Source organism: Curtobacterium sp. MCSS17_016 (assembly GCF_003234255.2).
GTDB classification, from domain to species: domain Bacteria; phylum Actinomycetota; class Actinomycetes; order Actinomycetales; family Microbacteriaceae; genus Curtobacterium; species Curtobacterium flaccumfaciens.
In genome coordinates this window covers 2586104-2612608 of record NZ_CP126254.1, presented here as the reverse complement: position 1 = coordinate 2612608, position 26505 = coordinate 2586104, and the positions used below count along the sequence as shown (strand labels likewise).

The window sequence follows — 26505 nt, the reverse complement described above, 5'->3', positions numbered from 1 at the left end:
CCCCTCCATCTCGTCCTCAACACAAGGAGAACCCCCGATGCCCGTCCTGCAGGAGAGCCAGATCCGCATCCACACCGAGGACACCGCGCCGACCAAGTCGGAAGCGATGAAGGAGGCGGCCGAGATCCTCGAGGCTGCGGGCGCGGTCACGGCCGACTACTACCCGGCGATGCTCGAGCGTGAGAAGAGCGTGTCCACCTACATGGGCAACTTCCTCGCCATCCCGCACGGCACCAACGACGCGAAGGACGCCATCAAGTCGTCCGCCCTGTCGTTCATCCGCTACGCCAGCCCGATCGACTGGGACGGCAACCCCGTGCGCTTCGTCGTCGGCATCGCCGGTGTGAACAACGAGCACCTCGACATCCTGTCGAAGATCGCGATCGTGTTCTCCGACGAGGACGAGGTCCAGAAGCTCACCGACGCGGCCGACACCGCCGCGATCCTCGCGATCCTCGGCGAGGTCAACGAGTGAGCACCAGCACCGCCGTCCACTTCGGCGCCGGCAACATCGGCCGCGGCTTCGTCGGGCTCCTGCTCCACGAGGCCGGGTACGAGGTCGTCTTCGCCGACGTCGCCGCCCCGCTCATCGACGCCCTGGCCGCAGCCGACTCGTACACCGTGCACGAGGTCGGGGCCGGCGCCCAGGACCACGAGGTCACGAACTTCCGCGCACTGAACAGCGCGCAGGACGAGGACGCCGTGGTCGCCGAGATCGCGTCCGCAGCGATCGTCACGTGCGCCGTCGGCCCGAACGTCCTGAGGTTCATCGCCCCGGTCATCGCCCGCGCGCTCGTCGCCCGCGACGCGGACGCCGCACCGATCGCCGTCATGGCGTGCGAGAACGCCCTCAACGCCACGGACCGCCTGCGCGAGTTCATCGTCGCCGCCCTGCCCGAGGACGGCCGCGACGCCGCCCTGGCCAACGCCGTCTTCGCGAACACCGCCGTCGACCGCATCGTGCCCGCGCAGCCCGAGGGTGGCGGACTCGACGTCACCGTGGAGACCTACTTCGAGTGGGCCATCGACCGCACGCCGTTCGGTGGGAACGAGCCGGAGATCCCCGGCGCGCACTACGTCGACGGCCTCGCGGCGTCGATCGAGCGCAAGCTCTTCACGGTGAACACCGGGCACGCCACCGTCGCGTACCACGGCTTCGTCGCCGGGGCCGACAAGATCTCGGACGCCATCGCGATCCCCGCCGTGCGCTCCGAGCTCGAGTCCGTGCTCGCCGAGACGAGCGACCTGCTCATCCGCCGGCACGAGCTCGACGCCGAGGTGCACCGCGCGTACGTGCAGGCGATCATCGGCCGGTTCGAGAACCCGCACCTGCCCGACACGGTGACCCGCGTCGGCCGTCAGCCGCTCCGCAAGCTGTCGCGCGACGAGCGGTTCGTCTCGCCCGCCGCCGCGCTGGCCGAGGACGGTACCGAGCCGACCGCGCTCCTCGATGCGATGGCCGCGGCGCTCCGCTTCGACGTCGCGGACGACGAGCAGAGCGTCGAGCTGCAGGCGCTGTTGGCATCGGACGCGTCCGACGCGGACGTCGCCACGCAGATCACCGGTCTCGCCGCGGAGCACCCGCTGCACGCCGCGTTCACCGAGCGGATCCGGTCCGCGCGCGCCTGATGACGTCCGCAAGGGCGGCTTGACGACGTCCGCACGGACGAACGGGAGGCCCGTCACCAGCTGGTGACGGGCCTCCCGTCCGTTCCGGGGTCGCGACGCGTACCGTCGCCCGCATGACGAAGCACTGGGTGGCCCCACGGTTCGGCGGCAGCGAAGTCCTGGAGTACGTCGAGGCGGAGGTGCCGGCACCCGGCCCCGGCGAGGTCACGATCGACGTCCGCGCCGCCGGCATGAACCCGGCCGACACCAAGCACACCCGCCAGGGCGACGCCGCTGACCTGCCGATCGCCGTCGGGTACGAGGTCGCCGGCGTCCTGTCCGCCGTCGGCCCCGACACCGAGATCGCGTCCGGTGGGGGAGCGGTCGGCGACGAGGTCCTCGCCTTCCGCGTCAGCGGCGGCTGGGCCGAGTCGGTCACGGTGCCCGCGGCCGACGTCTCCGGGAAGCCCGCTTCGCTCGGCTTCCCGGAGGCCGCCAACCTGCTCCTCGCCGGCTCGACCGCCGCCGACATGCTCCGCGTCACCCGCGCCGAGGGGCGCGACACCGTCCTGGTGCACGGCGCCTCGGGCGCGGTCGGCGTCAGCCTGCTCCAGCAGCTGCGGCTGCTCGGCACCCGCGTCATCGGCACCGCGTCGGAGCGTGGTGCGGACGTCGTGCGACGCTTCGGTGGCGAGTGGGTCGCGTACGGCGACGGCCTGGAGGCTCGTGTCCGTGATCTCGCACCCTCCGGCATCGACGTGGCACTGGACTGCGTCGGAACCGACGAGGCCGTCGACGTCTCGCTCGCGTTGGTCGCGGACCGGTCACGGATCGTGACGATCGCCGCGCAGGCGCGGGCCACATCGGACGGGATCGCCGTGGTGGGCGGCGCGCAGCCGGCGAGCAAGGCCTTCCGTGACTCGGTGCGGCAGCGGCTCATCGACCTGGCTGGTGCCGGACAGCTCGAGGTGCCGGTGGCGCGGGCCTTCCCGCTGGCGGAGGCGAAGGCGGCGGCGGAGCTGCTGGAGTCCGGGCACCCCGGGGGCAAGCTCGCGCTCCTGCCCTGACAGCATCGTCGGACAGGAGTCGTTCCCGCGGATGACGCTCGCCGGCTCGGGGGAGTGCCACACTCTGTGTGGACCGACAGCCGCGCCGGAAGGAACCGACCGATGAGCGACCAGTACCCGCCCCGTGACCCGTACGGCCAGCAGCAGGGCCTGTACGGACAGCAACCGTGGGGGCAGCAGCCTCCGGGGCAGTACGGGCAGCCCGGTCCGGGTCGGCCGAGTGGTGGGAGGTCCGAGCCGCCGCTCTGGGCACCCTGGTACGGCATCCCCTTCCCCCAGGCGTTCCTGCGGTTCTGGAAGAAGTACGTGCGCTTCGACGGTCGGGCCAGCCAGTCGGAGTACTGGTTCTGGGCGCTCTGGTACCTCATCGGTTCGGCTGCCGCCGGCATCATCGGGAGCGGGTTCGACGTGCTGCCGTTCGTCGACGACGGTTCGGACGGACTCGGCAGTCTCTGGAGCCTGGCCTGCGCACTCGGGTTCATCGCGTTGACCGTGCGACGGCTGCACGACGTCAACCTCAGCGGCCTGCTCGCCCTGTTGTTCATCATCCCGCCGATCGGCATCCTGTTCTCGTTGATCATCGGCCTGATGTCGTCGAACCCGCAGGGGCAGCAGTACGACCGTCCGCTGCAGGGGTGACGCGGTACCGGTTCTGACCGCCGCTCAGGAGTTCTGGTTGACTCGACCGTGAACATCAGCCAACACTCGAGGGGGACCACGTGAGCGACCAGTACCCGCAGGATCCGAACAACCAGCCGAACGCCCAGTTCGGCGGCGCACCGCAGTACGGCCAGCAGCCGCCGACCGGACCGAACGGCGAACCGCCGCTCTGGGCACCGTGGTACGGGATCTCGTTCGGCAAGGCCGTCGGCCGCTTCTTCAAGAAGTACGCCACGTTCAGCGGTCGTGCCAGCCGGAGCGAGTTCTGGTGGTGGTACCTCGCCAACGCGATCGTCGGCATCGTCCTCGGCATCCTGTACGCCATCGGTTTCGCGACCTCCGAGCGCTCGACCGTGTCGATGTCGTCCTCGACGTCGGCCAGCGTCCAGTCCACCGTCACCGAGCCGTCCGCGCTCTTCGTCATCTCGGGCATCCTGTTCCTGCTCTGGGGACTCGCGATCATCATCCCGACGCTCGCCCTCGGCTGGCGCCGACTGCACGACGCGAACCTCCCCGGTGCGCTGTGGATCATCGCGATCTTCGTCGGCATCGTCGGCATCGTCTTCGGCCTGCTGCCCTCGAACCCGCAGGGCGCGCGGTACGACCGCCCCGTCTCGAGCCGATGAGCAACGACGGGACGCCCCAGTGGGGCCAGCCCGGCGGCGATCAGCAGCAGGGACAGCCGGGGTTCGGCGAGCAGCCCGGGTACGGGCAGCAGCCCGGCTACGGCGAGCAGCCTGGGTACGGGCAGCAGCCTGGCTACGGGCAGCAGCCTGGCTACGGGCAGCAGCCCGGCTACGGACAGCAGCCGTACCAGCAGTACGCCCAGCCGTACGTCGGTGGGTACCCGCAACTGGCGGAGCCGATACCGGTCGGCCCGGACGGCGTTCCGCCGCTGTGGGCCCCCTGGTACGGCATCGGGTTCCTCGACGCGTTCCTCCGGTTCTTCAAGAAGTACGCCCGCTTCGATGGCCGTGCCGGTCGCAGTGAGTACTGGTACTGGTTCCTGGCCAACGCCATCGTCACGATCGTGCTCTACGGGGGCTTCATCGCCCTGCTGATCGCCACCAGCCCGACCACAACCGTCGTGGACGACTACGGGTACTCGCGCGACGTGTCGGGGGCGCCTTCGCCGTTCGCCTTCGTGCTGCTCGGGCTCTTCGGGCTGTGGTGGCTCGCCACCCTCGTGCCGAACCTGGCACTCGCGTGGCGCCGGCTCCACGACGCGAACCTGCCGGGCCCGCTCTGGCTCGTGTCGCTCATCGCGAGCCCCGCGGCAATCGTGTTCGGCTGCCTGCCGTCGAACCCGGCCGGTGCGCGGTACGACCGCCCCGACCTGCGGTAGTTCCACGAACGAGAACAGCCCGCCCCGCGCTTCGAGCGCGGGGCGGGCTGTTCTCGTGTCGGGGAGGGCTCAGACGACCCGGAGGCGGACGAGTGCGCCGTCGACCACCAGGTCACGCACGGTGGCCGATGGGTCGGCGATCTGGAAGCGCAGGGCGCCGCCCGGCTGCTCGAACCACGGCTGGACGAAGCGGACGTTCACCAGGAACGGCCGGTCGACGACGTAGCGGTGAGTCTCCGGCGAGGAGGTCACGTGCGGGGGCAGCGACCGGCTGGGCAGCGGGGTGTCGAGCGGGTGCAGCAGGTAGCCGTCCGGGCCACCGATGCGGTCGACGGGGACACCGGCCGGGATCTGGATGGTCAGCCCCTGCTCGCCGGCCTGCGCGACCTGCTGCGCGAGCTGCGGGTAGGTCGACGCTGCGCGGTCGCGGAGCCCCTCGAGCTCATGACGAGGGATGTCGCGCGGCTCCGGGAACGGACGGTTCAGGAAGCGGCGCAGCATCTCGACCGCGTCGTCCTCGCCCGTGGCCTGCGCGAGACGACGAGCCGTTCCGTAGTCGACGACCTCGAGCGCGTAGCCGGAGGCGTCGGTCTGGACGATGCGGAGCGCCCCCTCGACCGGCGGTTCGAGCAGGGTCTCGCCGGGGAGCTGCACGTACCGGGTCGTGTAGCCGAGCTGGTCGAGGATGGGGCGGGTGTCCGCGAACGTCATGGTCGGGAGCCTATCGGTCGACGTGGTGCTGGGCCTTGGACGGAGCCGGGACTACGCGCGGCCGCGCATGATCGCCTGCTTGACCTCGGAGATCGCCTTCGTCACCTGGATGCCACGGGGGCACGCGTCGGTGCAGTTGAAGGTCGTGCGGCAGCGCCAGACGCCTTCCTTGTCGTTGAGGATGTCGAGACGGACGTTCGCGGCGTCGTCGCGGGAGTCGAAGATGAACCGGTGTGCGTTCACGATCGCCGCGGGGCCGAAGTACTGCCCATCGGTCCAGAACACCGGGCAGGACGACGTGCACGCGGCGCAGAGGATGCACTTCGTGGTGTCGTCGAAGCGGGCGCGATCGGCGACGGACTGCACGCGCTCCTTGCCGGGCGTCGGGGCCGACGAGGACTGCAGGAAGGGCTGCACCTCGCGGTAGCTCTGGAAGAAGGGCTCCATGTCGACGACGAGGTCCTTCTCGAGCGGCAGGCCCTTGATCGCCTCGACGTAGATCGGCTTCGAGACGTCGAGGTCCTTGATCAGGGTCTTGCACGCCAGGCGGTTGCGACCGTTGATGCGCATCGCGTCGGACCCGCAGACGCCGTGTGCGCACGAGCGGCGGAAGGTCAGGGACCCGTCCTGCTCCCACTTGATCTTGTGCAGGGCGTCGAGGATGCGGTCGGTCGGCAGCATCATGACGTCGAAGTCCTGCCAGCGCGGCTCGTCGTCGACGTCGGGGTCGAAGCGACGGACGATGACCGTGACGGAGAAGGATCCGGGAGGGGCGTCCTGCACGGTGTCGGTGCGGGGTGCCTCGGAGACCAGGGTGTCGGTCATCTCAGTACTTCCTCTCCATCGGCTGGTACCGCGTGATGACGACGGGCTTCCAGTCGAGCGTGATGTGGTCGTCGGCGAGTGACGAGTGCGGGTCGCCCGTCAGGTACGCCATGGTGTGCTGCATGTAGTTCTCGTCGTCGCGCTTCGGGTAGTCGTCGCGCATGTGGCCGCCGCGGCTCTCCTTGCGGTTGCGCGCCGAGTAGACGACGACCTCGGCCAGGTCGAGCAGGAACCCGAGCTCGACGGCCTCGAGCAGGTCGGTGTTGAACCGCTTGCCCTTGTCCTGCACGGAGACCTGCATGAAGCGGTTGCGGAGCGTGTGCAGGGTCTCGGTGACACGGGCGAGCGACTCGTCCGTGCGGAACACCTGCGCGTTCTTGTCCATCTCCTCCTGCAGTTCCTTGCGGAGGGCGGAGACGCGCTCGGTGCCGGTCGAGGCACGGAGCTGGTCGAGCATGCCGCGGACGCCGGCCGCCGGGTCTTCCGGCAGGGGGAGGAACTCGGCGGTCTGGACCCACTCGGCGGCGTTGTTGCCCGAGCGCTTGCCGAAGACGTTGATGTCGAGCAGCGAGTTGGTGCCGAGGCGGTTGGAGCCGTGCACGGAGACGCAGGCGCACTCGCCGGCGGCGTACAGGCCGGGGACGACGGTGGTGTTGTCGTACAGGACCTCGGCCTTGACGTTCGTCGGGATCCCGCCCATCGCGTAGTGCGCGGTCGGCATGACGGGCACCGGCTCGACGACCGGGTCGACGCCGAGGTACGTGCGGGCGAACTCGGTGATGTCCGGCAGCTTCGTCTCGAGGACCTCGGCCCCCAGGTGCGTGCAGTCGAGCAGCACGTAGTCCTTGTTCGGTCCGGCACCCCGACCTTCGGCCACTTCCTGCACCATGCAGCGCGCGACGATGTCACGCGGTGCGAGGTCCTTGATGGTGGGGGCGTACCGCTCCATGAAGCGCTCGCCCGAGGCGTTCCGGAGGATCGCGCCCTCGCCACGGGCACCCTCGGTCAGCAGGATGCCGAGCCCGGCGAGCCCGGTCGGGTGGAACTGGAAGAACTCCATGTCCTCGAGCGGCAGGCCCTTGCGCCACACGATTCCGACGCCGTCGCCGGTCAGGGTGTGCGCGTTCGAAGTGGTCTTGTACATCTTGCCGAAGCCGCCGGTCGCGAAGATCATCGCCTTGGCGTGGAAGACGTGCAGTTCACCGGTCGCGAGCTCGAACGCGACGACGCCGGCCGGCTGCTGGCGGGTGACACCGTCGTCACCGACGACGTCGACCATGATGAGGTCGAGCGCGTAGAACTCGTTGTAGAACTCGACGCCGAGCTTCACGCAGTTCTGGAACAGCGTCTGCAGGATCATGTGCCCGGTGCGGTCGGCGGCGTAGCAGGCCCGGCGGACCGGGGACTTGCCGTGGTCGCGGGTGTGGCCACCGAAACGGCGCTGGTCGATCTTGCCCTCGGGCGTGCGGTTGAACGGCAGGCCCATGTTCTCGAGGTCGATGACGGCGTCGATCGCCTCTTTCGCGAGGATCTCGGCGGCGTCCTGGTCGACCAGGTAGTCGCCGCCCTTGATCGTGTCGAAGGTGTGCCACTCCCACGAGTCCTCTTCGACGTTCGCGAGGGCCGCGGCCATCCCGCCCTGCGCCGCGCCGGTGTGCGACCGGGTGGGGTAGAGCTTCGAGATGACGGCCGTCTTCGCCTTCGGGCCGGCTTCGATCGCGGCTCGCATACCCGCGCCTCCGGCGCCGATGATGACGATGTCGAACTGGTGGTGGTGGACGGTGGTCTCGGTCACAGGGGTCTTTCCGTAGACGGTGGGAACGCGGGCAGCAACGGTGGTGGTGCTACTGCGCCGGGCAGAAGGACGGCAGGTCGGCGGCAGCGGCGCCGGCGGGGCACGGGTCGAAGGTCCAGCAGACGAGGAGCCCGAGGACGATCAGCACGACGCAGGCGGCCAGGATCGCGACGAGGAGCGTCTTGCGGATGCCCGGCTTCGACACGTAGTCGTTGACGATGGTGCGCATGCCGTTCGAGCCGTGGATGAGGGCGAGGACCAGCATGAGCGAGTCCCAGACCTTCCAGAAGGGGTTGGCCCACTTGCCGGCGACGAAGGCGAAGTCGATCTGCTTGACGCCCTCGCCGGCCACCATGTTGACGAAGAGGTGGCCGAAGATCAGCACGACGAGCAGCACGCCCGAGGCGCGCATGTAGATCCAGCCCCACTTCTCCCAGTTGGTGGTGCTGCGGGCGGCTGCGGCCGAGCGGGGAGGTTCGACGATCTGCGTGGTCATCTTCGTGCCCCTCAGTTGAAGTCCGCGACGAGGTTCATGAGCTGGCGGGGCAGGAAGCCCGCGATCGCCACCGCCCACAGGACCATGACGATCCAGAACATGGCCCGCTGGTACTTCGGGCCCTTCGACCAGAAGTCGATCAGGATGATCCGCAGGCCGTTGAAGGCGTGGAAGACGATGGCCATGACGAGCGCGATCTCGCCGAGGTTCATGATCGGGGTCTTGTACGTGCCGATGACCGCGTTGTACGCCTCTGGGGAGAGCCGCACGAGCGCCGTGTCGAGGATGTGCACGAGCAGGAAGAAGTAGATCGCGACGCCGGTGATGCGGTGGAGGACCCACGACCACATCCCGATCGAACCGCGGTAGAGCGTGCCCTGTGGCGTCCGAGAAGCCCGTGGAGCTTCAATCGAGACGTCGGGCACCGCGGTCGCCGTACCCCCGCCGGTGTGCTCAGCCATGAGCTCGTCCTTCCATAGGACGGGCTCGCCCGATCGGCGAGCCCTTGCCGTTCGTGTTCGTGTGGAACACGACCCATCCTATGCGCGGGCGCTGACCTTCTCGTCCCGACCTGCCCGGAGGCCCCGTCCGACGGGCGGCGCGCCGATGGTGCGGGCCGTGTCGTGGTGGTCGAGGAGCTGGTCGCCGACGGCCTCCCAGGTGGTGCCCTCGACCCGGAGTCGACCGGCGGAACCCATCCGCTCCGCGAGCGCACGGTCGTGGTGCAGTCGCAGGACCGCGTGCCGCAGGGCCTGCGGGGCATCGGCGTCGTAGAGCTCGCCGTCGAGCCCCGGGGCGACCAGGTCGAGCGGGCCGCCGGACGCCGGCGCGATCACGGGCAGGCCGGAGGCGTGGGCCTCCTGCAGCGTCTGCCCGAAGGTCTCGGCCGGACCGGTGTGCACGAACAGGTCGAGCGCCGCGTACGCGTCGGCGAGTGCGTCGCCGCGCAGGGGGCCGGTGAAGGTGACGTCGAGGTGCCGGAGCCGACGTTCGAGCATCGCCCGCGACGGACCCCCTCCGGCCACGACGACCCGGATGCCGGGGACGCCGCCGAGTTCGGCGAGCCGCTCGACCTCCTTCTCCGGGGCCAGTCGTCCGACGTACCCGACGATGGTCTCGCCGTTCGGGGCCAGGCGGCGGCGGAGTGCCCGCACGTGCCCGGTCGACCGGCGCGCGGGGTGGAACAGCTCGGTGTCGACGCCGCGACCCCAGCGGGCGACGCGGGGCACGCCCTCCTCGGCGAGCATCGTGGCCGTCGCGCTCGACGGGGCGAGCGTCAGCGAGGCGCCGGCGTGGATGCGTCCGAGGATCTTCCGCACCAACGGGACGGTCGCGGTCAGGCCGTTGCGGCGGGCGAACCCGGCCACGTCGGTCTGGAAGACGGCGACGGAGGGGATGCCGAGCCTCCCGGCTGCCGTGATCGCGCGCCCACCCAGCAGGAACGGACTGGCGGCGTGGAGCACGTCGGCGCCGGAGGCGGCGAGGATCGTGTCGAGCACCGGGTGGGGGAGTGCCACCGGGAACTGGCGGTAGGCGACGGCGGGGATGCGGTGGACGTCGAAGGAGCGGTAGCGCTCGACGGCGCTGCGCGACCGGAACTGCGCCAGGCCGGGGGTGTCCGGGGCGATCACGACCGCGCGGTGACCCCGTCGTTCCAGGTGGTCGAGGACCGCCAGGACACTGGTGGTCACGCCGTTGAGGGTGGGCAGGAAGCTCTCGGTCACGACGGCGACGGTCCGGGGGGACGTGCCGCGCTCCACGCTGCGTGCGCTCATGGTGCTGCCCATGCTCCGGGCGTGACGTGACCCGGCGGGGCCGACGACGTGAACGGGACGCGCGCGCCGGGTGAACAACGCGACGGCCGACGCTGCGGGAGCCCGCATGCGGGAATCGTGCGGAGACCACCCAGGATCCACCCGGTGGGACCGGTACGGTGAGCGCGTGGCTGACGCTCTCGAAGACTTCTACGCGATCATCCCCGCAGGGGGCATCGGATCGCGCCTGTGGCCGTTGTCGCGCGCGGACGCACCCAAGTTCCTGCACGACCTGACGGGTTCCGGCACCTCGCTGCTGCGGCAGACCTGGGACCGCCTGGCGCCGCTCGCCGGCGACCAGCGGATCATGGTCGTCACCGGCCGTGCGCACCGGGTGGCGGTGGAGTCGCAGCTGCCCGGCGTCGAGGACCACAACGTGGTGCTCGAGAGCGAACCGAAGGACTCCACGGCCGCCATCGGCCTGGCCGCGGCGATCCTGGTGCGCCGCGAGCCCGACGTCGTCATCGGCTCGTTCGCCGCCGACCACGTCATCGGTGACGCACGCGGTTTCCGCCGCTCGGTCCGCGAGGCCGTCGCCGTCGCCCGTGCCGGCTACGTCACCACCATCGGCATCACCCCGACGGAGCCCGCGATCGGCTTCGGCTACATCAACGCCGACACCGCCGGGCTCGACATCGAGGGTGCCCCGACCGCACACGCCGTCAAGTCGTTCGTCGAGAAGCCGGACCTCGACACCGCCCGCTCGTACGTCGAGCAGGGCAACTACCTCTGGAACGCTGGCATGTTCATCGCGCGCGCCGACGTGCTGCTCGCCGAGATCGGCCGGACGAAGCCCGAGCTGCTGGCGGGCATCAACGAACTCGCCGACGCCTGGGACACCTCGGCGCGCGGCGCCGTCGTCGACGCCGTGTGGCCGATGCTCGAGAAGATCGCGATCGACTACACGGTCGCCGAGCCCGCCGCCGCTGCCGGACGCATGGCGGTCGTCCCCGGTGACTTCGACTGGGACGACGTGGGCGACTTCGCCTCGCTCGCCAAGCTGCAGTCCGGCGGCCGGCCGAACAACCTCGCGGTGCTCGGGGACGGTGCCCGCATCCTGGCGGACTCGTCGAGCGGCATCGTGATCTCGCACAGCCAGCGGCTCATCTCGCTCATCGGCGTCGAGGACATCGTCGTCGTGGACACCCCGGATGCGCTGCTCGTCACCACGAGCGCGAACGCACAGCGGGTGAAGGGCGTCGTGGATGCCCTGAAGATCAGCGGCCGCGGCGACGTCCTGTAGCGCTCCATCGACAAACCCCTCGAACTGGGGGTGCGCGGGTGGCCCCGCGTTACGGGCGCGTTTCGGCGGGGTCGCGATCCCGTAACCGATCCGCAGGACCCCCGCAACGGGTCCTGTACCGACCCGACGGTCGTGTACTGTCGCCACGATCGCCCGGAACGCACGTGGTCCGGGCACGCTCCCCGGAGGAACCAACCCGTGACATCTCGTACCCGACAGGTCGTCCTCAGCGGCCTCGCGCTCGCCGGCACCGTCGCCGTCCTGGCCGGCTGCGCCTCGGCGCCGTCCACCACCGACTCGGCGAAGAAGACCGACTTCCGCCCCTGCATGGTCTCCGACGCCGGTGGGTTCGACGACAAGTCGTTCAACCAGCTCGGCTACGAGGGCATGAAGGACGCAGCCAAGGACCTCGGTGCCACCTACAAGGAGGCCGAGTCGAAGGACGCCACCGTCTACGACTCGAACATCGAGCAGCTCATCGGCCAGAACTGCAACCTCGTCGTGACCGTCGGCTTCAACCTGGCTGACGCCACGAAGAAGCAGGCCGCTGCGAACCCCGACACCGACTTCGCGATCATCGACGACAACTCGATCGACGCGAAGAACGTCAAGCCGATCACGTTCGACACCTCGCAGGCGGCGTTCCTCGCCGGCTACGCGGCGGCGTCCTACTCGAAGACCGGCGTCGTCGGCACCTTCGGTGGCATGCAGATCCCGACCGTCACCATCTTCATGGACGGCTTCGCGGACGGCGTGAAGTACTACAACGAGCAGAAGGACAAGGACGTCAAGGTCGTCGGCTGGAACGTCGACACCGGCAAGGGCTCCTTCACCGGTGGCTTCGAGGCCGGCACGCAGGCCAAGTCGGTCGCGCAGACGCTCCTCGACCAGGACGCCGACGTGATCCTCCCCGTCGGTGGCCCGATCTACCAGTCCGCTGCCGAGGCCATCAAGGACGCCGACAACGGCTCCGTCCTGATCGGTGCGGACAGCGACCTCTACGAGGCCGACCCCCGCTACAAGGACATCGCCTTCACCTCGGTCGAGAAGGGCATGCGCCCGGCCGTGAAGGACGTCGTCGAGCAGGCGGCTGACGACAAGTTCTCGAAGGACCCGTACGTGGGCACCCTCGAGAACGACGGCGTCGGCATCGCGCCGTTCCACGACTTCGAGTCCAAGGTCGACAAGGGCCTGCAGGGCGAGCTCGACGACGTGAAGGCCGGCATCATCGACGGCTCGATCAAGGTCAAGACCCAGTCCTGACCCGGTGAACGCGGGCGGGGGAGCATCCCTCGCCCGCGTTCTCGTGCGCCCGGGTGGCGCACACCACATCGTGCGCCCGGCGGCGCACACCACATCGTGCGCCCGGCGGCGCACACCACATCGTGCATCCGCGGGCTGCACGCGACACCGTGCGCCCGCGTGGCGCGCGCGAGACAGAAATAGACTCCCGAACATGAAGCTCGAACTCCGCGGCATCACCAAGCGGTTCGGCGCCCTGGTCGCCAACGACCACATCTCGCTCACCGTCGAGCCGGGTGAGGTCCACTGCCTCCTGGGTGAGAACGGCGCCGGCAAGTCCACTCTGATGAACGTCCTGTACGGCCTGTACGACGCCGACGAGGGCGAGATCCTGCTCGACGACGTGGTGCAGGACTTCGACGGCCCCGGTGACGCCATGCGCGCCGGGATCGGCATGGTGCACCAGCACTTCATGCTCGTGCCCGTGTTCACCGTCGCCGAGAACGTCATGCTGGGGCAGGAACAGACCACCTTCGGCGGGCGGCTCGACCTGGCCGGTGCCCGCAAGCGCGTGCAGGAGATCTCCGACCGCTTCGGGTTCGACGTCGACCCCGACGCCAAGGTCGAGGACCTGCCCGTCGGCGTGCAGCAGCGCGTCGAGATCATCAAGGCGCTGTCCCGCGACGCCTCCGTGCTGGTGTTCGACGAGCCGACGGCCGTCCTCACCCCGCAGGAGACCGACGAGCTGATGGGCATCATGCGCCAGCTCCGCGAAGCCGGCACCGCGATCGTCTTCATCACCCACAAGCTCCGCGAGGTGCGCGAGGTCGCCGACCGCATCACGGTCATCCGTCTCGGCAAGGTCGTCGGCGAAGCATCGCCGACCGCCACGAACAACGAGCTGGCCGCGCTGATGGTCGGCCGTGCCGTCTCACTCGTGGTCGACAAGGCTCCTGCGACCGGCGGCGCGGACGCCCTGGTCGTCGAGAACCTGACCGTGACCGACCCGTCCGGCATCGTGCTCGTCGACGACGTCTCCTTCACGGTGCGTCGCGGCGAGGTCCTGGCGATCGCCGGGGTGCAGGGCAACGGCCAGACCGAGCTCACCGAGGCGATCATGGGCCTCGAGCCCGCCCACGCCGGCCGGATCACCCTGGACGGCAAGGAGCTCACCGGCCGGAGCGTCAAGCAGGTGCTCGACGCGGGCGTCGGCTTCGTCCCCGAGGACCGCAAGGAGGACGGCCTGGTCGGCGAGTTCACCATCGCCGAGAACCTGATGCTCGACCGAGCCGACCACGCCGAGTTCGTCCGCGCCGGCACGATCCGCTCGGCGGAACGCGACGCCTTCGCCGACGAGAAGATCGCGGAGTTCGACATCCGGACGCCGGGTCGCACCACCGCGGCCGGTCGGCTGTCCGGTGGCAACCAGCAGAAGATCGTCCTGGCGCGCGAACTGAGCCGCGAGCTGCGGCTGTTCGTCGCCGCGCAGCCCACCCGCGGCATCGACGTCGGCTCCATCGAGTTCGTCCACAAGCGCATCGTCGCCACCCGCGACACCGGTGTGCCGGTCATCGTCGTCTCCACCGAGCTCGACGAGGTCGTGGCCCTGGCCGACCGGATCGCCGTGATGTACCGCGGCGGCATCGTCGGCATCGTCCCCGCGACCACCCCCCGTGACGTCCTCGGCCTCATGATGGCCGGGGAGATCCCAGAAGGAACGGAGCTGGCCGCGTGACCGCGCAGGAACCAGACAACACGCAGCAGCCGGCCCCGGCTGCGCACGGCACCGCGGACGCCCCGCTCACCGACGACCGTCTGCAGGAGGTCGAGTCGACCCCGCACCTGATGACGGACTCGGCGGAGGACACCGAGCGCCGCAACGGCGCCGGTGGTGACCGCTGGCAGGCCGCCCTGCAGGGGATCCTGAACGGCTCCGTGCTCGTCACGGTCCTCGCCGTCGTCCTCGCGCTGGTCGCCTGCGGCATCCTCATCGCGGTGACGGACGAGAACGTCCGTGCGACCGCCGGCTACTTCTTCGCCCGCCCCACCGACATGCTCCAGGCGATCGGCACCGCGGTCGGCGGCGCCTACGCCTCGCTGTTCCAAGGGTCGGTGTTCAACTTCGGTGCGGACTCCTTCCAGCAGGCGATCGGGCCGCTCACACGCTCCGTCGACTACTCGGTACCGCTCATCGCAGCCGGGCTCGGGATCGCGCTGTCGTTCCGCGCCGGGCTGTTCAACATCGGCGGCCAGGGCCAGATCCTGATGGGCGCCGCTGCCGCCGGCTGGGTCGGGTTCTCGTTCGACGGGCCCGCCGCGATCCACATCCCGCTCACGATCCTCGCCGGCATCGTCGGCGGCGCGGTCTGGGGCGGCATCGTCGGTGTGCTCAAGGCCCGGACGGGTGCGAACGAGGTGGTCGTCACGATCATGCTCAACTACGTCGCGCTCTACCTGGTCAGCTACCTGCTCCGCACCCCGGGCCTGCTGCAGGCCCCGGGCAGCAGCAACCCGATCTCGCCCGCCACGAAGGACAGCGCGCTCCTGCCGCAGCTCTTCGGTGTGCGGTACGGCGTGGACCTCGGGTTCATCGTCGCGATCATCGCGGTCGTCGTCGTCTGGTGGCTCGTCAACAAGTCCTCGCTCGGCTTCCGCTTCCGCACGATCGGTGAGAACCCCCGTGCCGCCCGCGTGGCCGGCATGAGCGTCCCGTCGCTGACCATCTGGGTCATGGTCATCTCCGGTGCCCTGGTCGGCATCGCCGGCGCCTACCAGGTGCAGGGTGCCGTCACCACGGGCTTCACCTCGGGCATCGACGCCGGCATCGGCTTCGACGCCATCACCGTGGCCCTGCTCGGCCGCTCCAAGCCGTGGGGTGTCTTCTGGGCGGCGATCCTGTTCGGCGTGCTGAAGAACGGTGGCTACGCCATGCAGGCCGCCAACGGCATCCCGATCGACATCGTCGGCGTCATCCAGGCCCTCATCGTCCTCTTCATCGCGGCGCCGCCGCTCGTCCGCGCGATCTTCCGGATCCCGCAGCCGGGTGCACGCAAGCGCACGAAGACGAGCAAGAACAGCAAGAAGGCGGTCGCCGCATGAGCACCCTCAGCCCCACCGCGGCCGCGCCGCGCATGCCCCTGGACGACCGCCCGGTCGAGACGACCCGCAGCTGGAAGCTCCCGATCGGGTACGGCGTGTTCACGCTGCTCGCGCTCGTGCTCTTCGGCTTCGGACACCGCCCCGGAACGGCGACGCTCCGCCTGGCGTCGAAGGGCGACTTCTTCGCGCTGCCGAACCTCCCGCTGCCGGCGACGGCCACCGGGATCGTCGTCACCGTGCTGCTCGCGCTCGCCACGGTGTACGCGATCGTCGAGACCCGTGCCTCGCGACGTGTGCCGCTCTGGGTGACCTCGGTGTTCGCGATCGTCTTCGTGGTCGGTTTCCTCGCATGGGCGGTCGCCGGCGACTCGATCACCATCCCCGGCATGCTCTTCGGTGCGCTCGGCCTCGCGGTCCCGCTCGTGTTCGGTGCACTCGGCGGCGTCATCTCGGAGCGGGTCGGCGTGGTGAACATCGCGATCGAGGGTCAGTTCCTCGCCGGTGCGTTCACCTCGGCGCTCATCGCCTCGCTCACCGGGTCGCCCTGGGTCGGCCTCGTCGGTGCCCTCGTCGCGGGTGTGCTCGTGTCGTTCGTCCTCGCGGCGTTCAGCATCAAGTACCTGGTCGACCAGGTCATCGTCGGTGTCGTCATCAACGCCTTCATCTCGGGCCTGACCGGCTTCCTGTACTCGCAGGTGCTGTCCCCGAACCAGCAGACGCTCAACATCGGCATCCGGTTCCCGAAGTTCGAGGTCCCGGTGCTCCACCAGATCCCGATCATCGGACCGATCTTCTTCGAGCAGTCGGTCGTCGTCTACCTGGCCTACGTCGCCGTCGCGGTCGTCACCTTCGGCCTGTTCAAGACCCGTTGGGGTCTGCGACTCCGCGCCGTCGGCGAGCACCCGCAGGCCGCCGACACGGTGGGCATCAACGTCACGAGCACCCGGTTCTGGAACGTCTCGCTCGCCGGTGCGATCGCGGGCCTCGGCGGTGCGTACTTCACGCTCGACGCCACCGGCGGGTTCACGAAGGACATGACCGCGGGCGCGGGCTACATCGCCCTGGCCGCCGTGATCTTCGGCCGCTGGGATCCGATCAAGGCCACGCTCGCCGCCCTGCTGTTCGGCTTCGCGTCGAACCTGCAGAACACGCTCAGCGCGGTCGGCTCGCCCGTGCCGAGCGAGTTCCTGCTGATGCTGCCGTACGTGGTGACGATCTTCGCCGTGGCCGGCCTGGTCGGGCAGTCGCGCGGCCCCGCCGCGTCCGGCAAGCCCTACATCAAGAGCTGACGGCCTGGAGGCACGACACATGACCGACACGCAGCAACCAGGTGACCAGGCGGTCACCGCCACCGACCCGACGGACGCCGCCACGGGCCTCCCGGTCGACGACGTGGACTGGGGCGTCCTGCGGGACGCCGCCACGGCCGCGATGCGGCGCGCCTACGCGCCGTACTCGTCGTTCCCGGTGGGCGCCGCGGCGCTCACCGACGACGGCCGGATCGTCTCCGGCTGCAACATCGAGAACGCGAGCTACGGGGTGACGCTCTGCGCGGAGTGCTCCCTCGTGTCGCAGCTGCACATGACCGGCGGCGGCAAGCTCGTCGCGTTCACGTGCGTCGACGGCGACGGGGCGACCCTGATGCCGTGCGGCCGCTGCCGCCAGCTGCTGTTCGAGCACTCGACCGAGGGCATGCTCCTCGAGACGCTCTCCGGCATCCGCACCATCGACGAGGTCCTGCCGGACGCCTTCGGGCCGCGGACCCTCGCCACCTACCAGCAGGAGCACTGATCCACATGGCCGTCGAGCCGTTCGACACCGTCGACCTCATCCGTACGAAGCGCTCCGGCGGGGCCCTGAGCACCGCCGAGGTGGACTGGCTCGTCGACGCGTACACCCGCGGCTACGTCGAGGACCCGCAGATGGCCGCGATGGCGATGGCGATCTTCCTGAACGGGATGGAGCGGCGTGAGATCAAGGACCTCACGCTCGCGATGATCGCGTCGGGGGAGCGGATGTCGTTCTCGTCGCTCGGCAAGACGACGGTCGACAAGCACTCCACGGGCGGGGTCGGCGACAAGATCACCCTGCCGCTGGCACCCCTGGTGGCGTCGTTCGGCGTCGCGGTGCCGCAGCTGTCCGGCCGCGGGCTCGGCCACACCGGCGGCACGCTCGACAAGCTCGAGTCGATTCCCGGGTGGCAGGCGTCCATCTCGAACGACCGCATGATGCAGGTGCTGCAGGACGTCGGCGCGGTCATCTGCGCCGCCGGGTCCGGCCTGGCACCCGCGGACAAGAAGCTCTACGCGCTCCGCGACATCACCGGCACGGTCGAGTGCATCCCGCTCATCGCGTCGAGCATCATGTCGAAGAAGATCGCCGAGGGCACCGGGGCGCTCGTGCTCGACGTCAAGTTCGGGTCCGGCGCGTTCATGCCGACGTACGAGGCGTCCCGGGAGCTCGCGCAGACCATGGTCGACCTCGGCAACGACGCCGGGGTCGCGACCTCGGCGCTGCTGACCGACATGGAGGTCCCGCTGGGGCTGACGATCGGCAACGCGCTCGAGGTGCGGGAGTCGGTCGAGGTGCTCGCCGGCGGCGGCCCCGCTGACGTCGTCGAGTTGACGGTTGCGCTCGCGACCGAGATGCTCACGCTGGCGGGACTGCCCGACGCCGACCCGGCCGCGGCGCTCGCGGACGGCCGCGCCATGGACACCTGGCGTCGGATGATCGAGGCGCAGGGCGGGGACCCGTCCGCGGCGCTGCCCGTCGCCCGGGAACAGCACGTCGTGACCGCGCCGACGTCGGGGGTCCTCACCCAGCAGGACGCGCTGCCGTTCGGCGTCTCGGCCTGGCGGCTCGGGGCCGGTCGTGCCCGCGCGCAGGACCCGGTGCAGGCCGGTGCGGGCATCGAGCTCCACGTCAAGCCGGGGGACACCGTGACCGAGGGCCAGCCGCTCTGGACGCTGCACTCCGACGACGCGTCGCGGATCCCGCGTGCGCTGGAGTCGCTCGAGGGTGCGTGGACCATCGGCCCGGAGGGCTCCGCTGCCGCGGCACGTGGGCCGATCGTGCGCGAGCGCATCGGGTCCTGAACCGGGCCACCCGACCGAACGGAGGCTCCCTGCACACCTGTGGGGAGCCTCCAGTGTCTTCGGTCGTGGGTTGTGCACAGGTGCCTGCGCGGCGGCGGTGACCACCGATAGCCTGGTGGCATGAGCGCCGACGCCCCGACCTACCGCCTGCCCGACGCCGGGGCGGTCATCAACGACCTGCCGAAGGTCTCGCTGCACGACCACCTCGACGGCGGCCTGCGTCCCGCGACCATCATCGAGCTCGCGGCCTCGGCGGGTGTGTCGCTCCCCACCACCGACCCGGCCGAGCTGGGGCAGTGGTTCGCCGACCAGTCGAACTCCGGCTCCCTGGTCGAGTACCTGAAGACGTTCGACGTCACCACGTCGGTGATGCAGACCGCACCGCAGCTCACCCGGATCGCCCGCGAGTTCGTCGAGGACCTGGTCGCCGACGGCGTCGTCTACGGCGAGGTCCGCTGGGCGCCGGAGCAGCACCTGCAGGGCGGACTGACCCTCGACCAGACGGTCGAGGCAGTGCAGGCTGGCATCGAGGAAGCCGTCGACGCCGCCGGTGGGCGCATCCGCGTCGGCCAGCTCGTCACTGCGATGCGGCACGCCGACCGGTCGCTCGAGATCGCGGAGCTCGCCGTCCGGCACCGCGACGCCGGGGTCGTCGGCTTCGACATCGCCGGTGCCGAGGCCGGGTTCCCCGCCTCGAACCACCGCGCCGCCTTCGACTACCTGGCGTCCGAACTGTTCCCCGTCACCGTCCACGCGGGCGAGGCCGACGGGCTCGCATCCATCCGCTCCGCGCTCGTCGACGGCCGGGCGCTCCGCCTCGGGCACGGCGTCCGCATCTTCGAGGACGTCGCCCTGTCCGACGCCGGGGACGGCTCGACGCTGGCCTCCCTGGGCGAGGTCGCCTCGTGGGTCCGTGACCGCGAGATCCCGCTCGAGGTCTCGCCGTCGTCCAACCTGCAGACCGGGGCGATCGCCGCGTGGGGCGACGACCTCGCCGACCACCCGTTCGACGTGCTCTACCAGCTCGGCTTCCGTGTCACGGTGAACACCGACAACCGCCTGATGAGCGGGACCTCGCTGTCCAAGGAGCTCGCGCTGCTCGCCGGCACGTTCGGGTACGACCTCGACGACCTGGCCGCGTTCCAGATCAACGCCGCGCTCGGGTCGTTCCTGCCGCTGGAGGACCGCGAGGAGATCATCGCCACCATCACGGCCGGGTACCAGGAGGCCTGACGCATGGGACTGCCACCGCTGCCGGACACCGCCGTCCTCCTCGGTGCGGACGCGCCCGCGTGGCGTGACGCGATGCGCCTGGTCGGCGGTGCGCTCGTCGCCTCGGGCGCCACCACCGACGAGTACACCGACGCCATGATCGGCATGGTCGAGGAGCACGGGCCGTACATCGTCATCTCGCCGGGGCTCGCGTTCGCGCACGCCCGGCCGGGTGGCGCGGTCGTGCGGGACGGACTCGCGATCGTGACGCTCGCGACGCCGGTGGCGTTCGGCCACCCGCACAACGACCCCGTCCGTGTGGTGCTCGGGCTCGCGGTGGCCGAGGTCGGCACCCACCTGGAGTCGATCGGCGAAATCGCGAACCTGTTCAACGACGCCACCGTGACCGGACGGATCGCGGCGGCGACCACCGCGGACGAGGTCCGCGCGATCATGGGGGTCTCCGCGTGAAGATCGTGACCATCTGCGGCGCCGGCATCGGGTCGAGCGGCATCCTCAAGGTGAACGCCGAGAAGGCGCTCGTCGCCCTCGGGCTGTCGGCGTCGGTCGTCGCAGCGGACGTCGCGTCCGTGCGGGACGTCTCCGACGACGCCAACGTGATCCTGACGAGTCAGGAGTTCGTCGAGGCGATCGGCGACACCTACGCCGAGGTCATCGTCATCGCGAACCACTTCGACCAGGGCGAGATCACGGCGGCGGTGGACCGGGCGCTCGGCGAGCACTGAGCGCTCAGTCCGCCCTTTAGAGTTGGGGCATGAGCACCGAGAACCCGCTGAACGACCCCGCTGCCGACCCGTTCGAGGTCGCGCGGGCCGCCGCAGCCGCCATCGCCGAACAGTCCGGCATCGAGCGGCACGACATCGCCCTGACCCTCGGGTCGGGCTGGGGCAAGGCCGCCGACATCATCGGTGAGACCGTGTCCGAGATCCCGGCCGAGCAGGTCCCCGGGTTCAGCGCCTCGGCCGTCCCCGGTCACTCCGGCACCATCCGGTCGATCCGCCTCGCCGACGGCCGCCACGCGCTCGTCATCGGTGCCCGTACCCACTACTACGAGGGCCACGGGGTCCGTCGGGTCGTGCACAGCGTCCGCACGGCCGCGGCGACCGGTGCCTCGATCATGGTGCTGACCAACGGTGCCGGCGGCATCAAGGAGCACTGGACCCCGGGTACCCCGGTGCTCATCAGCGACCACATCAACCTGACCGCGGACAGCCCGCTCGAGGGCGCGACGTTCATCGACCTCACCGACCTGTACTCGGCGCGGCTGCGCTCGGTCGCGAAGTCCGTCGACCCGTCGCTCGACGAGGGTGTGTACACGCAGTTCCGCGGCCCGCACTACGAGACCCCGGCCGAGGTCCAGATGGCGAAGACCATCGGTGGGCACATCGTGGGCATGTCCACGGCGCTCGAGGCCATCGCCGCCCGTCAGGCCGGCATGGAGGTCCTCGGGTTCTCGCTCATCACGAACCTCGCCGCGGGCATCCAGAAGACCCCGCTGTCGCACACCGAGGTGCTCGAGGCCGGCAAGCAGGCCGAGCCGGTGATCGCCGACCTGCTCGCACGCGTGGTCGCCGCACTCGGGCAGCCGGCGTCGTGAAGCTCGACCTCGACCAGGTGCTCGGCACCGCGCGGACGTGGCTGGCGCAGGACCCCGACCCGGAGACCCGCGACGAGCTGGCCGCGGCGATCGACGCGGCCGCCGACGGTGACGGTCCCGCTGTCCGGGCGCTCGCCGAGCGGTTCGACGGCCGGCTGCAGTTCGGCACCGCCGGCCTCCGTGCCGAGCTCGGCTGGGGCCCACTGCGGATGAACCGGGTCGTCGTGACCCAGGCCGCTGCGGGGCTCGCACGGTTCCTCATCGACACCGGGCGCTCGCGCAGCGTCGTGATCGGGTACGACGGCCGGGTGAACTCGGACGTCTTCGCGCGTGACTCGGCCGAGGTCATGCGCGGCCTAGGGCTCGAGGTCACCCTGCTGCCCTCGGCCCTGCCGACGCCGGTGCTCGCGTTCGCCGTCCGGCACCTCGACGTCGGCGCGGGCGTCATGGTCACCGCGAGCCACAACCCGCCGCGGGACAACGGGTACAAGGTCTACCTCGGTCAGGGCGACGACGGCTCGCAGATCGTGCCGCCCGTCGACGGTGAGATCGCGGACGCCATCGACGCCGTCGCCGCGGGGTCCGTCGCCGACCTGCCGCGTGGCACGGACTACACCGTCGCGTCGTCGGCCCTGGTCGACGCCTACGTGGCCGCCACGGCCGCGATCGTGCCCGCTCCGGCACTCCGGGTCGACGAGCAGCCGAAGGTCGTCTACACGGCCATGCACGGCGTCGGGTGGGAGACCGCTCGCGCGGTGTTCGTCGCCGCCGGGTTCGCCGAGCCAGCCGTCGTGCCGGAGCAGATCGACCCCGATGGTGCCTTCCCGACGGTCTCGTTCCCGAACCCGGAAGAGCCCGGCGCGATGGACCTGGCGATCGCCCGTGGTCTCGCCGTCGGCGCCGACCTGGTGATCGCGAACGACCCCGACGCCGACCGGCTCGCGCTCGCGATCCCGACGGCCACGGACGCCGGTGCGCCGTCGTACCGTCGGCTGTCGGGCAACGAGGTCGGCTGGTTGCTCGGATGGCGGGCCGCTGCACGGGCGTCCGAGTCCGGCACGACCGGTACGCTCGCCGCGTCGATCGTCTCGTCGCCGGCGTTGGCCCGGGTGGCTGCGCGCCACGGGCTGGAGTACCGCGACACCCTGACCGGCTTCAAGTGGGTCTCGCGGGTGCCCGAGCTGCTGTTCGGCTACGAAGAGGCCCTGGGTTACCTGGTCGACCCGTCGGTCGTGCGCGACAAGGACGGCATCTCGGCTGCGCTCGAACTGCTGTCCCTCGCCGACGAGCTCGCCGCGTCCGGCTCGACCATCGCCGACCACCTCGAGGCCTTCGCCGCCGAGTTCGGGGCGTTCGCCTCGGGGCAGGTCGCGACCCGCGTCGACGACCTGTCGCGCATCGGCGAGATCATGGCGTCGCTCCGGTCCACGCCACCGACGACGCTCGGCGGGCTCGACGTGCACACGGTGACGGACTACGCCGACGGGGTGGCGGGCTTCCCGCCCTCGGACATCCTGCGCTACGACCTGTCCGGCGACGCCCGGGTGATCGTCCGCCCGAGCGGGACCGAGCCCAAGGTGAAGGTCTACATCGACACCGTCGCGGACACCCCCGCCGAGGCCCAGCGCCTGGTCGACGCCCTCGCCGACGCGGTGCGACCCTTGGTGTCGTAGGGCGCGGGCCGCCCCGCTCGTTCGTGTTGCGCCCCGTTGCGGGCATCGCGCCCCGACTCTTCGGGGCGCGATGCCCGCAACGGGGTGCGCTGCTCCGTGGCCTGTCCACAGATCGCGCAAACCCCGCTCGCGATGGACCGTGCGTCACGATCATCGGAGCATGGAACACGAACCCATCTCGACCGTCGGCCTCGCGCAGGACCCCGGCCGCGCCTCGGCGATCCGTCGTGCAGCGGAAGTCGGCGCCCTCGTCCGGGTGCACCGTGGCACGTACGTCGGGTCAGGTGAGTGGGCGTCGATGACGGGACGCGAACGACATCGCATGCTCGTCCGGAGTGTGCTCGCGGGCGGGAGGGGCTCCGTCGTGGTGTCACACCGGTCAGCGGTCGCGATGCTCGGACTTCCGTGGATAGGGGTGTTCGGCGAGCGTGTCACGGTGACCGACCCGTCGCGGGACCGGGGCCAGGTCAAACAGAGCATCCAGCGCATCGGCAGCGCCGGCAGGCGACCGTCCTCCGTCGAGGTCGACCGTGTGCCCGTCACGACGTTGACCGAGACCGCGGTCGACGTCGCCCTTCGCGAACACCCGTGGCGTGCCATCGTCGTGCTCGACGCGGTCCTGCGGCGCGGCGTCGAGCGGACGACGATCCTCGAAGTGCTCGGGAGTCGCCGTGCTCGCGGGCATCGACGCGCGCGAGAACTGATCGAGCACGCGGATCCGCTCGCCGAGTCACCGGGGGAGAGCATCACACGGTGGGGTGCGCACGTGCTCGGCGCTCCGGACCCGGTACTGCAGCAGGAGTTCCGGCACGACGGCCTGCTCCGCGACCGGGTGGACCTGTGGTTCGCGGAACCCGGGGTGATAGTCGAGTTCGACGGCCGGGTGAAGTACGACGACCCGCGACGAGGGCGGACAGCGGCGGACGCCCTGGTCGACGAGAAGCGCCGGGAGGACCGTCTCCGTCGCCGTCGTGAGGTCAACGGCTTCGCACGGGTGATGTGGGCGGACGCGATGCCCGCGGGGCAGCTCCCGCGGATCCTGCACGATGCCGGGGTGCCGCTCGGTCCGGACTGGGGTACGGCTTGGCGTCATGCTGCGATCCGCGCCCTCTGACGGTCATCGCGCCCCGAAGAGTCGGGGCGCGATGACCACAGCGGGGCGCCAACCGAGCTGCGAGACGGAACCCCGCGCTACGCGAGCTCGAGCAGCACGTGACCGGACGAGACCGTCTGGCCGACCGGGGCGTTCAGCGCGGTGACGACGCCGTCCTTGTGGGCCTGCACGGGCTGCTCCATCTTCATGGCCTCGAGCACGACGAGCAGGTCGCCCTTCACCACGGTGTCACCCTCGGCGACCGCGAGCTTCACCACGGTGGCCTGCATCGGCGACGCGACGGACGACCCGGACTTCGCCAGGCCCCCGCGGACGGCCGACGAGCGGCGCTTCGGGGGAGCGGTGGGGCCGGCCGGACGACGACCGGCGACACCACCGGCAGCACCGCCACCGACGATCGACGGCATGGTGACCTCGATGCGCTTGCCCTGCACCTCGACCACGACGCTGTCGCGCGCAGCCGGGGCCGGCAGTTCCTCGGGGGAGCCGCTCCACGCCGGGATGTCGTTCACGAAGTCGGTCTCGATCCACTGCGTGTAGATGCTGAACGGCTCGTCGTCGGCCGTCGCGAACGCCGGGTCGGACACCACGGCACGGTGGAAGGGGAGCACGGTCGGCAGGCCGGTGACCTCGAACTCGGCGAGTGCACGACGCGAACGCTCCAGCGCCTCGGCACGGGTGGCGCCGGTGACGATCAGCTTCGCGAGCATCGAGTCGAACGAGCCGGACACGACGTCACCGGAGACGACACCCGAGTCGACACGGACGCCGGGGCCGGACGGTGCGTTGAACGCGTGCACGGGGCCGGGCGCGGGGAAGAAGTTGCGACCCGGGTCCTCGCCGTTGATGCGGAACTCGAACGAGTGTCCCCGCGGCGTGGGGTCCGAGTAGTCGAGCACGCCACCCTCGGCGATGCGGAACTGCTCGCGCACCAGGTCGATGCCGGTGACCTCTTCGGAGACGCAGTGCTCGACCTGCAGGCGAGTGTTCACCTCGAGGAACGACACGGTGCCGTCGGCACCGATGAGGAACTCGCAGGTGCCGGCGCCGACGTAGCCGACCTCGCGCAGGATCGCCTTGGACGACTCGTACAGTGCGGTCTGCTGCTCGGACGTCAGGTAGGGCGCCGGGGCTTCCTCGACGAGCTTCTGGTGGCGTCGCTGCAGCGAGCAGTCGCGGGTGGAGACCACGACGACGTTGCCGTGCTCGTCCGCCAGGCACTGGGTCTCGACGTGGCGCGGCTTGTCCAGGTACTTCTCGACGAAGCACTCGCCCCGACCGAACGCGGCGATCGCCTCACGCGTGGCGGACTCGAAGAGCTCCTCGACCGAGGCACGGTCGCGGACGACCTTCAGACCACGACCGCCACCGCCGAACGCCGCCTTGATCGCGACGGGCAGACCGACCTGGTCGACGAAGTCGAAGACCTCCGAGACGTCCTGCACGGGCTCGATGGTGCCGGGGGCGAGCGGTGCGCCGACCTTCTCGGCGACGTGGCGCGCGGAGACCTTGTCGCCGAGGCGTTCGATCGACTCCGGCGACGGGCCGATCCAGACGAGCCCGGCGTCGATGACGGCGCGGGCGAAGTCGGCGTTCTCGGCGAGGAACCCGTAGCCCGGGTGCACGGCGTCCGCGCCGGAGCGGCGGGCGACCGAGATGATCTTGTCGATGACGAGGTACGTGTCGGCGCTCGTGGTGCCGTTCAGCGCGTAGGCCTCGTCGGCGAGGCGGGCGTGCAGGGCATCGCGGTCCTGGTCGGCGTAGACCGCGACCGATGCCTTGCCCGCGTCGCGGGCCGCGCGGATGATGCGGACGGCGATCTCGCCGCGGTTCGCGATGAGGACCTTGCTGATACGGGGCATGACACAGCAGCGTATTCGTGCGGCGG

General features: G+C 70.4%; 26 protein-coding genes. 19 read left to right on the top strand and 7 right to left on the bottom strand.

Annotation, left to right across the window (positions count from 1 at the left end):
- Positions 1-37 precede the first annotated feature (37 nt).
- From DEJ19_RS12265 to DEJ19_RS12240, 6 genes are all read left to right on the top strand, one after another.
- Positions 38-475, top strand: a complete 438-nt coding sequence (locus DEJ19_RS12265) for a PTS mannitol transporter subunit IIA (RefSeq protein ID WP_017888729.1) — start codon at positions 38-40, stop codon at positions 473-475.
- Positions 472-1629 (top strand): mannitol-1-phosphate 5-dehydrogenase, encoded by a 1158-nt coding sequence (locus DEJ19_RS12260; protein ID WP_111233399.1) that lies wholly within the window; start codon positions 472-474, stop codon positions 1627-1629. The genes DEJ19_RS12265 and DEJ19_RS12260 overlap by 4 nt, the downstream gene beginning before the upstream one ends.
- Positions 1630-1742: 113 nt before the next feature.
- The gene (locus tag DEJ19_RS12255; protein ID WP_111233398.1) at positions 1743-2675 is read left to right on the top strand and encodes an NADP-dependent oxidoreductase; all 933 of its coding nucleotides are present in this window, start codon (positions 1743-1745) and stop codon (positions 2673-2675) included.
- Between the two features lie 102 nt (positions 2676-2777).
- Complete coding sequence (locus tag DEJ19_RS12250) at positions 2778-3314, top strand: DUF805 domain-containing protein (RefSeq protein WP_111233397.1); 537 nt, start codon at positions 2778-2780, stop codon at positions 3312-3314.
- An 80-nt stretch (positions 3315-3394) separates the two neighbouring features.
- A complete protein-coding gene (locus DEJ19_RS12245) occupies positions 3395-3961 on the top strand; it encodes a DUF805 domain-containing protein (RefSeq protein ID WP_111233396.1) in 567 nt (188 codons plus the stop codon).
- A complete protein-coding gene (locus DEJ19_RS12240; protein ID WP_181441549.1) occupies positions 3958-4680 on the top strand; it encodes a DUF805 domain-containing protein in 723 nt (240 codons plus the stop codon). Before DEJ19_RS12245 ends, DEJ19_RS12240 begins: the two co-directional genes overlap by 4 nt.
- A 69-nt stretch (positions 4681-4749) precedes the next feature.
- Here the strand turns inward: DEJ19_RS12240 and DEJ19_RS12235 are convergent, their stop codons facing one another.
- The 6 genes from DEJ19_RS12235 to DEJ19_RS12210 form a co-directional block, all read right to left on the bottom strand.
- On the bottom strand, positions 4750-5391 hold the full coding sequence (locus tag DEJ19_RS12235; RefSeq protein WP_111100099.1) for a TNT domain-containing protein: 642 nt from the start codon (positions 5389-5391) through the stop codon (positions 4750-4752).
- Positions 5392-5442: 51 nt separating this feature from the next.
- A complete protein-coding gene (locus DEJ19_RS12230; RefSeq protein WP_017888736.1) occupies positions 5443-6216 on the bottom strand; it encodes a succinate dehydrogenase iron-sulfur subunit in 774 nt (257 codons plus the stop codon).
- A gap of 1 nt (position 6217) precedes the next feature.
- Positions 6218-8011, bottom strand: a complete 1794-nt coding sequence (gene sdhA, locus DEJ19_RS12225; protein ID WP_027466445.1) for a succinate dehydrogenase flavoprotein subunit — start codon at positions 8009-8011, stop codon at positions 6218-6220.
- 49 nt (positions 8012-8060) lie between these two features.
- Positions 8061-8507: a succinate dehydrogenase, hydrophobic membrane anchor protein gene (gene sdhD / locus DEJ19_RS12220; protein ID WP_071406401.1), complete on the bottom strand. Its 447-nt coding sequence runs from the start codon at positions 8505-8507 to the stop codon at positions 8061-8063.
- Between the two features lie 11 nt (positions 8508-8518).
- Entirely contained in the window at positions 8519-8968 is a 450-nt protein-coding gene (gene sdhC, locus DEJ19_RS12215) for a succinate dehydrogenase, cytochrome b556 subunit (RefSeq protein ID WP_017888739.1), read from the bottom strand.
- A gap of 78 nt (positions 8969-9046) precedes the next feature.
- Positions 9047-10282 carry a glycosyltransferase family 4 protein gene (locus tag DEJ19_RS12210; RefSeq protein ID WP_258370452.1) on the bottom strand — a complete coding sequence of 412 codons (1236 nt, stop codon included), beginning with the start codon at positions 10280-10282 and terminating at the stop codon, positions 9047-9049.
- A gap of 166 nt (positions 10283-10448) precedes the next feature.
- On the opposite strand from DEJ19_RS12210, the gene DEJ19_RS12205 reads away from it, so the two are divergent.
- From DEJ19_RS12205 to DEJ19_RS12145, 13 genes are all read left to right on the top strand, one after another.
- Entirely contained in the window at positions 10449-11564 is a 1116-nt protein-coding gene (locus DEJ19_RS12205; protein ID WP_027466449.1) for a mannose-1-phosphate guanylyltransferase, read from the top strand.
- Between the two features lie 198 nt (positions 11565-11762).
- Positions 11763-12827, top strand: coding sequence for a BMP family lipoprotein (locus tag DEJ19_RS12200; RefSeq protein ID WP_027466452.1), 1065 nt, complete (start codon positions 11763-11765; stop codon positions 12825-12827).
- Positions 12828-13020: 193 nt separating this feature from the next.
- Entirely contained in the window at positions 13021-14541 is a 1521-nt protein-coding gene (locus tag DEJ19_RS12195; protein ID WP_110863341.1) for an ABC transporter ATP-binding protein, read from the top strand.
- Positions 14538-15905 (top strand): ABC transporter permease, encoded by a 1368-nt coding sequence (locus tag DEJ19_RS12190; RefSeq protein ID WP_181441548.1) that lies wholly within the window; start codon positions 14538-14540, stop codon positions 15903-15905. Before DEJ19_RS12195 ends, DEJ19_RS12190 begins: the two co-directional genes overlap by 4 nt.
- Positions 15902-17194, top strand: a complete 1293-nt coding sequence (locus tag DEJ19_RS12185; protein ID WP_084741425.1) for an ABC transporter permease — start codon at positions 15902-15904, stop codon at positions 17192-17194. The genes DEJ19_RS12190 and DEJ19_RS12185 overlap by 4 nt, the downstream gene beginning before the upstream one ends.
- A 19-nt stretch (positions 17195-17213) precedes the next feature.
- On the top strand, positions 17214-17696 hold the full coding sequence (locus DEJ19_RS12180; protein ID WP_071244268.1) for a cytidine deaminase: 483 nt from the start codon (positions 17214-17216) through the stop codon (positions 17694-17696).
- Positions 17697-17701: 5 nt separating this feature from the next.
- Complete coding sequence (locus DEJ19_RS12175; RefSeq protein WP_111088153.1) at positions 17702-19000, top strand: thymidine phosphorylase; 1299 nt, start codon at positions 17702-17704, stop codon at positions 18998-19000.
- Between the two features lie 120 nt (positions 19001-19120).
- Positions 19121-20233, top strand: coding sequence for an adenosine deaminase (locus DEJ19_RS12170; RefSeq protein WP_111022313.1), 1113 nt, complete (start codon positions 19121-19123; stop codon positions 20231-20233).
- A gap of 3 nt (positions 20234-20236) precedes the next feature.
- Positions 20237-20683 carry a PTS sugar transporter subunit IIA gene (locus DEJ19_RS12165; RefSeq protein ID WP_111029446.1) on the top strand — a complete coding sequence of 149 codons (447 nt, stop codon included), beginning with the start codon at positions 20237-20239 and terminating at the stop codon, positions 20681-20683.
- Positions 20680-20958, top strand: a complete 279-nt coding sequence (locus DEJ19_RS12160) for a PTS sugar transporter subunit IIB (protein ID WP_111233395.1) — start codon at positions 20680-20682, stop codon at positions 20956-20958. The genes DEJ19_RS12165 and DEJ19_RS12160 overlap by 4 nt, the downstream gene beginning before the upstream one ends.
- A 29-nt stretch (positions 20959-20987) precedes the next feature.
- The gene (locus DEJ19_RS12155; protein ID WP_111233394.1) at positions 20988-21830 is read left to right on the top strand and encodes a purine-nucleoside phosphorylase; all 843 of its coding nucleotides are present in this window, start codon (positions 20988-20990) and stop codon (positions 21828-21830) included.
- Positions 21827-23503 (top strand): phospho-sugar mutase, encoded by a 1677-nt coding sequence (locus tag DEJ19_RS12150; protein ID WP_111233393.1) that lies wholly within the window; start codon positions 21827-21829, stop codon positions 23501-23503. Before DEJ19_RS12155 ends, DEJ19_RS12150 begins: the two co-directional genes overlap by 4 nt.
- 160 nt (positions 23504-23663) lie before the next feature.
- On the top strand, positions 23664-24617 hold the full coding sequence (locus DEJ19_RS12145; protein WP_111233392.1) for a hypothetical protein: 954 nt from the start codon (positions 23664-23666) through the stop codon (positions 24615-24617).
- Between the two features lie 77 nt (positions 24618-24694).
- Here the strand turns inward: DEJ19_RS12145 and DEJ19_RS12140 are convergent, their stop codons facing one another.
- A complete protein-coding gene (locus DEJ19_RS12140) occupies positions 24695-26479 on the bottom strand; it encodes an acetyl/propionyl/methylcrotonyl-CoA carboxylase subunit alpha (RefSeq protein WP_111233391.1) in 1785 nt (594 codons plus the stop codon).
- Between the last annotated feature and the right edge of the window lie 26 nt (positions 26480-26505).